At 48.4% G+C, this 5,559-nt stretch carries 2 tRNA genes and 3 rRNA genes; all 5 read left to right on the forward strand.

Annotated features, from left to right (window positions below):
* The first annotated feature begins 172 nt into the window (after positions 1–172).
* Positions 173–1,710: ribosomal RNA gene (locus tag ACG94X_RS16645) — 16S ribosomal RNA — on the forward strand.
* Between the two features lie 59 nt (positions 1,711–1,769).
* Positions 1,770–1,846, forward strand: a tRNA-Ile gene (locus ACG94X_RS16650).
* Positions 1,847–1,893: 47 nt separating this feature from the next.
* A tRNA-Ala gene (locus ACG94X_RS16655) sits at positions 1,894–1,969 on the forward strand.
* 356 nt (positions 1,970–2,325) lie between these two features.
* Positions 2,326–5,220, forward strand: a 23S ribosomal RNA gene (locus ACG94X_RS16660).
* Positions 5,221–5,398: 178 nt separating this feature from the next.
* A 5S ribosomal RNA gene (gene rrf / locus ACG94X_RS16665) occupies positions 5,399–5,513 on the forward strand.
* The 16S, 23S and 5S rRNA genes sit together here with 2 tRNA genes alongside, the layout of an rRNA operon.
* Positions 5,514–5,559: the final 46 nt, after the last annotated feature.

Consider the following 5,559-nt stretch of genomic DNA (forward strand, 5'->3'; position numbering starts at 1 on the left):
AAGAAGATCATTAAGAGATTATGAAGAACAACTTGTGTGGATTTTTACTGATTGATCAATCGAAATTATTTCATTGATTTGATGGTAGAAATTACTCGAAGTTTATTTGAGAAAAATTTGTCAGAAAATTGATGAGCCAAGATTGGTGCCCTTTAAGGCACTAAGCAATATTAAACTGAAGAGTTTGATCATGGCTCAGATTGAACGCTGGCGGCAGGCTTAACACATGCAAGTCGAGCGGATGAAAGTAGCTTGCTACTGAATTTAGCGGCGGACGGGTGAGTAATACTTAGGAATCTGCCTATTAGTGGGGGACAACATTTCGAAAGGAATGCTAATACCGCATACGCCCTACGGGGGAAAGCAGGGGCTCTTCGGACCTTGCGCTAATAGATGAGCCTAAGTCAGATTAGCTAGTTGGTGGGGTAAAGGCCTACCAAGGCGACGATCTGTAACGGGTCTGAGAGGATGATCCGTCACACTGGGACTGAGACACGGCCCAGACTCCTACGGGAGGCAGCAGTGGGGAATATTGGACAATGGGGGGAACCCTGATCCAGCCATGCCGCGTGTGTGAAGAAGGCCTTTTGGTTGTAAAGCACTTTAAGCGAGGAGGAGGCTCCTATAGATAATACCTATAGAGAGTGGACGTTACTCGCAGAATAAGCACCGGCTAACTCTGTGCCAGCAGCCGCGGTAATACAGAGGGTGCAAGCGTTAATCGGATTTACTGGGCGTAAAGCGTACGTAGGTGGTCTTTTAAGTCGGATGTGAAATCCCTGAGCTTAACTTAGGAATTGCATTCGATACTGGGAGACTAGAGTATGGGAGAGGATGGTAGAATTCCAGGTGTAGCGGTGAAATGCGTAGAGATCTGGAGGAATACCGATGGCGAAGGCAGCCATCTGGCCTAATACTGACACTGAGGTACGAAAGCATGGGGAGCAAACAGGATTAGATACCCTGGTAGTCCATGCCGTAAACGATGTCTACTAGCCGTTGGGGTCTTTGAGACTTTAGTGGCGCAGCTAACGCGATAAGTAGACCGCCTGGGGAGTACGGTCGCAAGACTAAAACTCAAATGAATTGACGGGGGCCCGCACAAGCGGTGGAGCATGTGGTTTAATTCGATGCAACGCGAAGAACCTTACCTGGTCTTGACATAGTAAGAACTTTCCAGAGATGGATTGGTGCCTTCGGGAGCTTACATACAGGTGCTGCATGGCTGTCGTCAGCTCGTGTCGTGAGATGTTGGGTTAAGTCCCGCAACGAGCGCAACCCTTTTCCTTATTTGCCAGCGAGTAATGTCGGGAACTTTAAGGATACTGCCAGTGACAAACTGGAGGAAGGCGGGGACGACGTCAAGTCATCATGGCCCTTACGACCAGGGCTACACACGTGCTACAATGGTCGGTACAAAGGGTTGCTACCTAGCGATAGGATGCTAATCTCAAAAAGCCGATCGTAGTCCGGATTGGAGTCTGCAACTCGACTCCATGAAGTCGGAATCGCTAGTAATCGCGGATCAGAATGCCGCGGTGAATACGTTCCCGGGCCTTGTACACACCGCCCGTCACACCATGGGAATTTGTTGCACCAGAAGTAGGTAGTCTAACCGCAAGGAGGACGCTTACCACGGTGTGGCCGATGACTGGGGTGAAGTCGTAACAAGGTAGCCGTAGGGGAACCTGCGGCTGGATCACCTCCTTAACGAAAGATTGACGATCGGTAAGAATCCACAACAAGTTGTTCTTCATTAAAATATCTGAGGGTCTGTAGCTCAGTTGGTTAGAGCACACGCTTGATAAGCGTGGGGTCGGCAGTTCAAGTCTGCCCAGACCCACCATTCTAACTATACAGTTATAGAAAATCAGATATTTATGATCTTAAGCTGGGGACTTAGCTTAGTTGGTAGAGCGCCTGCTTTGCACGCAGGAGGTCAACGGTTCGACTCCGTTAGTCTCCACCATTTATTCATTGTTATACAATGAACTAAGAAAGAACCAAGATAGTTTATAGAATTTAATGAACGTTGAAGTTTATTAAGTTCTGTGATTTATCACAGTTTGCTACTCGCTGACGAGGCGGTAGTTAATCATTAACAGATTAGAATTTGAGTTGAAATAAATTGTTTAAACTCGTTTGTTTGAATTTATTCAAATGAATGAGCACTAGCGATTAACTGAATCAAGCGTTTTGGTATATGAATTAGATTGAAGCTGTACTGTAGTTAAATCTACAGACAACAAACTGTATGAGAAGGTCGTAAGGCTGACTCTGTTGTTACATCACTTGTAGGGTGTTAACGACTGTTTGGGGTTGTATAGTCAAGTAATTAAGTGCATGTGGTGGATGCCTTGGCAGTCAGAGGCGATGAAAGACGTAATAGCCTGCGATAAGCTTCGGGGAGGCGGCAAATATCCTATGATCCGGAGATTTCTGAATGGGGAAACCCACTTACCATAAGGTAGGTATCGCATGATGAATACATAGTCATGCGAGGCGAACGAGGGGAAGTGAAACATCTCAGTACCCTTAGGAAAAGAAATCAATTGAGATTCCCTTAGTAGCGGCGAGCGAACGGGGATCAGCCCATTAAGTTATGTGTGTTTTAGCGGAAAGCTCTGGGAAGTGCTACCGTAGAGGGTGATAGTCCCGTACACGAAAGGGCACACATAATGATGACGAGTAGGGCGAGGCACGTGAAACCTTGTCTGAATATGGGGGGACCATCCTCCAAGGCTAAATACTCCTGACTGACCGATAGTGAACCAGTACCGTGAGGGAAAGGCGAAAAGAACCCCTGTGAGGGGAGTGAAATAGATCCTGAAACCGCATGCATACAAGCAGTGGGAGCCGGCATTGTGTCCGGTGACTGCGTACCTTTTGTATAATGGGTCAGCGACTTACATTCAGTAGCAAGGTTAACCGCATAGGGGAGCCGTAGAGAAATCGAGTCTTAATAGGGCGTTTAGTTGCTGGGTGTAGACCCGAAACCGGGTGATCTATCCATGAGCAGGTTGAAGGTTGGGTAACACTAACTGGAGGACCGAACCCACTGTCGTTGAAAAGCCAGGGGATGACTTGTGGATAGGGGTGAAAGGCTAATCAAACTCGGTGATAGCTGGTTCTCCCCGAAAGCTATTTAGGTAGCGCCTCGGACGAATACCATTGGGGGTAGAGCACTGTTTCGGCTAGGGGGTCATCCCGACTTACCAAACCGATGCAAACTCCGAATACCAATGAGTACTATCCGGGAGACAGACTGCGGGTGCTAACGTCCGTAGTCAAGAGGAAAACAATCCAGACCGCCAGCTAAGGCCCCAAAATTATAGTTAAGTGGGAAACGATGTGGGAAGGCATAGACAGCTAGGAGGTTGGCTTAGAAGCAGCCATCCTTTAAAGAAAGCGTAATAGCTCACTAGTCGAGTCGGCCTGCGCGGAAGATGTAACGGGGCTAAAACTATATGCCGAAGCTGCGGATGTGCAATTTATTGCACGTGGTAGGGGAGCGTTCTGTAAGCCGATGAAGGTGTATTGAGAAGTATGCTGGAGGTATCAGAAGTGCGAATGCTGACGTGAGTAACGACAATGCGAGTGAAAAACTCGCACGCTGAAAGACCAAGGGTTCCAGTCCAACGTTAATCGGGGCTGGGTGAGTCGACCCCTAAGGCGAGGCCGAGAGGCGTAGTCGATGGGAAATTGGTTAATATTCCAATACTTCTGTGTAATGCGATGAGAGGACGGAGAAGGTTAAGTCAGCCTGGCGTTGGTTGTCCAGGTGAAAGGTTGTAGGCATGTATCTTAGGCAAATCCGGGGTACTCTATGCTGAGGACTGATAGCAAGCTAGTTTACTAGCGAAGTGGCTGATACCATACTTCCAGGAAAAGTCTCTAAGCTTCAGTTACACAGGAATCGTACCCGAAACCGACACAGGTGGTCAGGTCGAGTAGACCAAAGCGCTTGAGAGAACTCTGCTGAAGGAACTAGGCAAAATGGTACCGTAACTTCGGGAGAAGGTACGCTGCTGACGGTGATGGGATTTACTCCCTGAGCGGTCGGCAGCCACAGAAACCAGGCCCCTGCAACTGTTTATTAAAAACATAGCACTCTGCAAACACGAAAGTGGACGTATAGGGTGTGATGCCTGCCCGGTGCTGGAAGGTTAATTGATGGGGTTAGCGTAAGCGAAGCTCTTGATCGAAGCCCCAGTAAACGGCGGCCGTAACTATAACGGTCCTAAGGTAGCGAAATTCCTTGTCGGGTAAGTTCCGACCTGCACGAATGGCATAATGATGGGGGCGCTGTCTCCAGCAGAGACTCAGTGAAATCGAATTCGCCGTGAAGATGCGGTGTACCCGCGGCTAGACGGAAAGACCCCGTGAACCTTTACTGCAGCTTGACATTGAACTTTGATCTTACTTGTGTAGGATAGGTGGGAGGCTTTGAAGTAGCGACGCTAGTTGCTATGGAGCCAATCTTGAAATACCACCCTGGTAATATTGAGGTTCTAACTCTGCTCCATTATCTGGAGCGAGGACCATGTCTGGTGGGTAGTTTGACTGGGGCGGTCTCCTCCTAAAGAGTAACGGAGGAGTACGAAGGTGCGCTCAGCGTGGTCGGAAATCACGCGTAGAGTATAAAGGCAAAAGCGCGCTTAACTGCGAGACCCACAAGTCGAGCAGGTACGAAAGTAGGTCTTAGTGATCCGGTGGTTCTGTATGGAAGGGCCATCGCTCAACGGATAAAAGGTACTCTGGGGATAACAGGCTGATACCGCCCAAGAGTTCATATCGACGGCGGTGTTTGGCACCTCGATGTCGGCTCATCTCATCCTGGGGCTGAAGCAGGTCCCAAGGGTATGGCTGTTCGCCATTTAAAGAGGTACGCGAGCTGGGTTTAGAACGTCGTGAGACAGTTCGGTCCCTATCTACCGTGGGCGTTGGAAATTTGAGAGGATCTGCTCCTAGTACGAGAGGACCAGAGTGGACGAACCTCTGGTGTACCGGTTGTAACGCCAGTTGCATCGCCGGGTAGCTATGTTCGGAAGGGATAACCGCTGAAAGCATCTAAGCGGGAAGCCTACCTCAAGATAAGATTTCCCTAGGACTATATGTCCTCTAAAGAGCCGTTGAAGACTACGACGTTGATAGGTTGGATGTGGAAGTGCGGTGACGCATGAAGCTGACCAATACTAATTGCTCGTGAGGCTTGACTATACAACACCCAAGCAGTTGTATATGCTCGATCGATTCATTACTGTTCGAAAGAACAGAGAAACACTTGATTTAGTTAACGCTAAGACATAAACTTCAACTCAAATGATAACCTGTTAAACATATTTGACCAAGCAACGGCACTGAAAAGATAAGACCAAACGCAAAGTCATAACAGTTTGCTGGCGACAATAGCAAGAGTGAACCACCTGATCCCTTCCCGAACTCAGAAGTGAAACCTCTTTGCGCTGATGGTAGTGTGGGGTTACCCATGTGAGAGTAAGTCATCGCCAGCTTTTAAATTTAAACACCCCCTCCGCTAACGCAGAGGGGGTGTTTTTT

Origin of the sequence: Acinetobacter psychrotolerans (assembly GCF_048552595.1) — a bacterium.
GTDB lineage: Bacteria > Pseudomonadota > Gammaproteobacteria > Pseudomonadales > Moraxellaceae > Acinetobacter.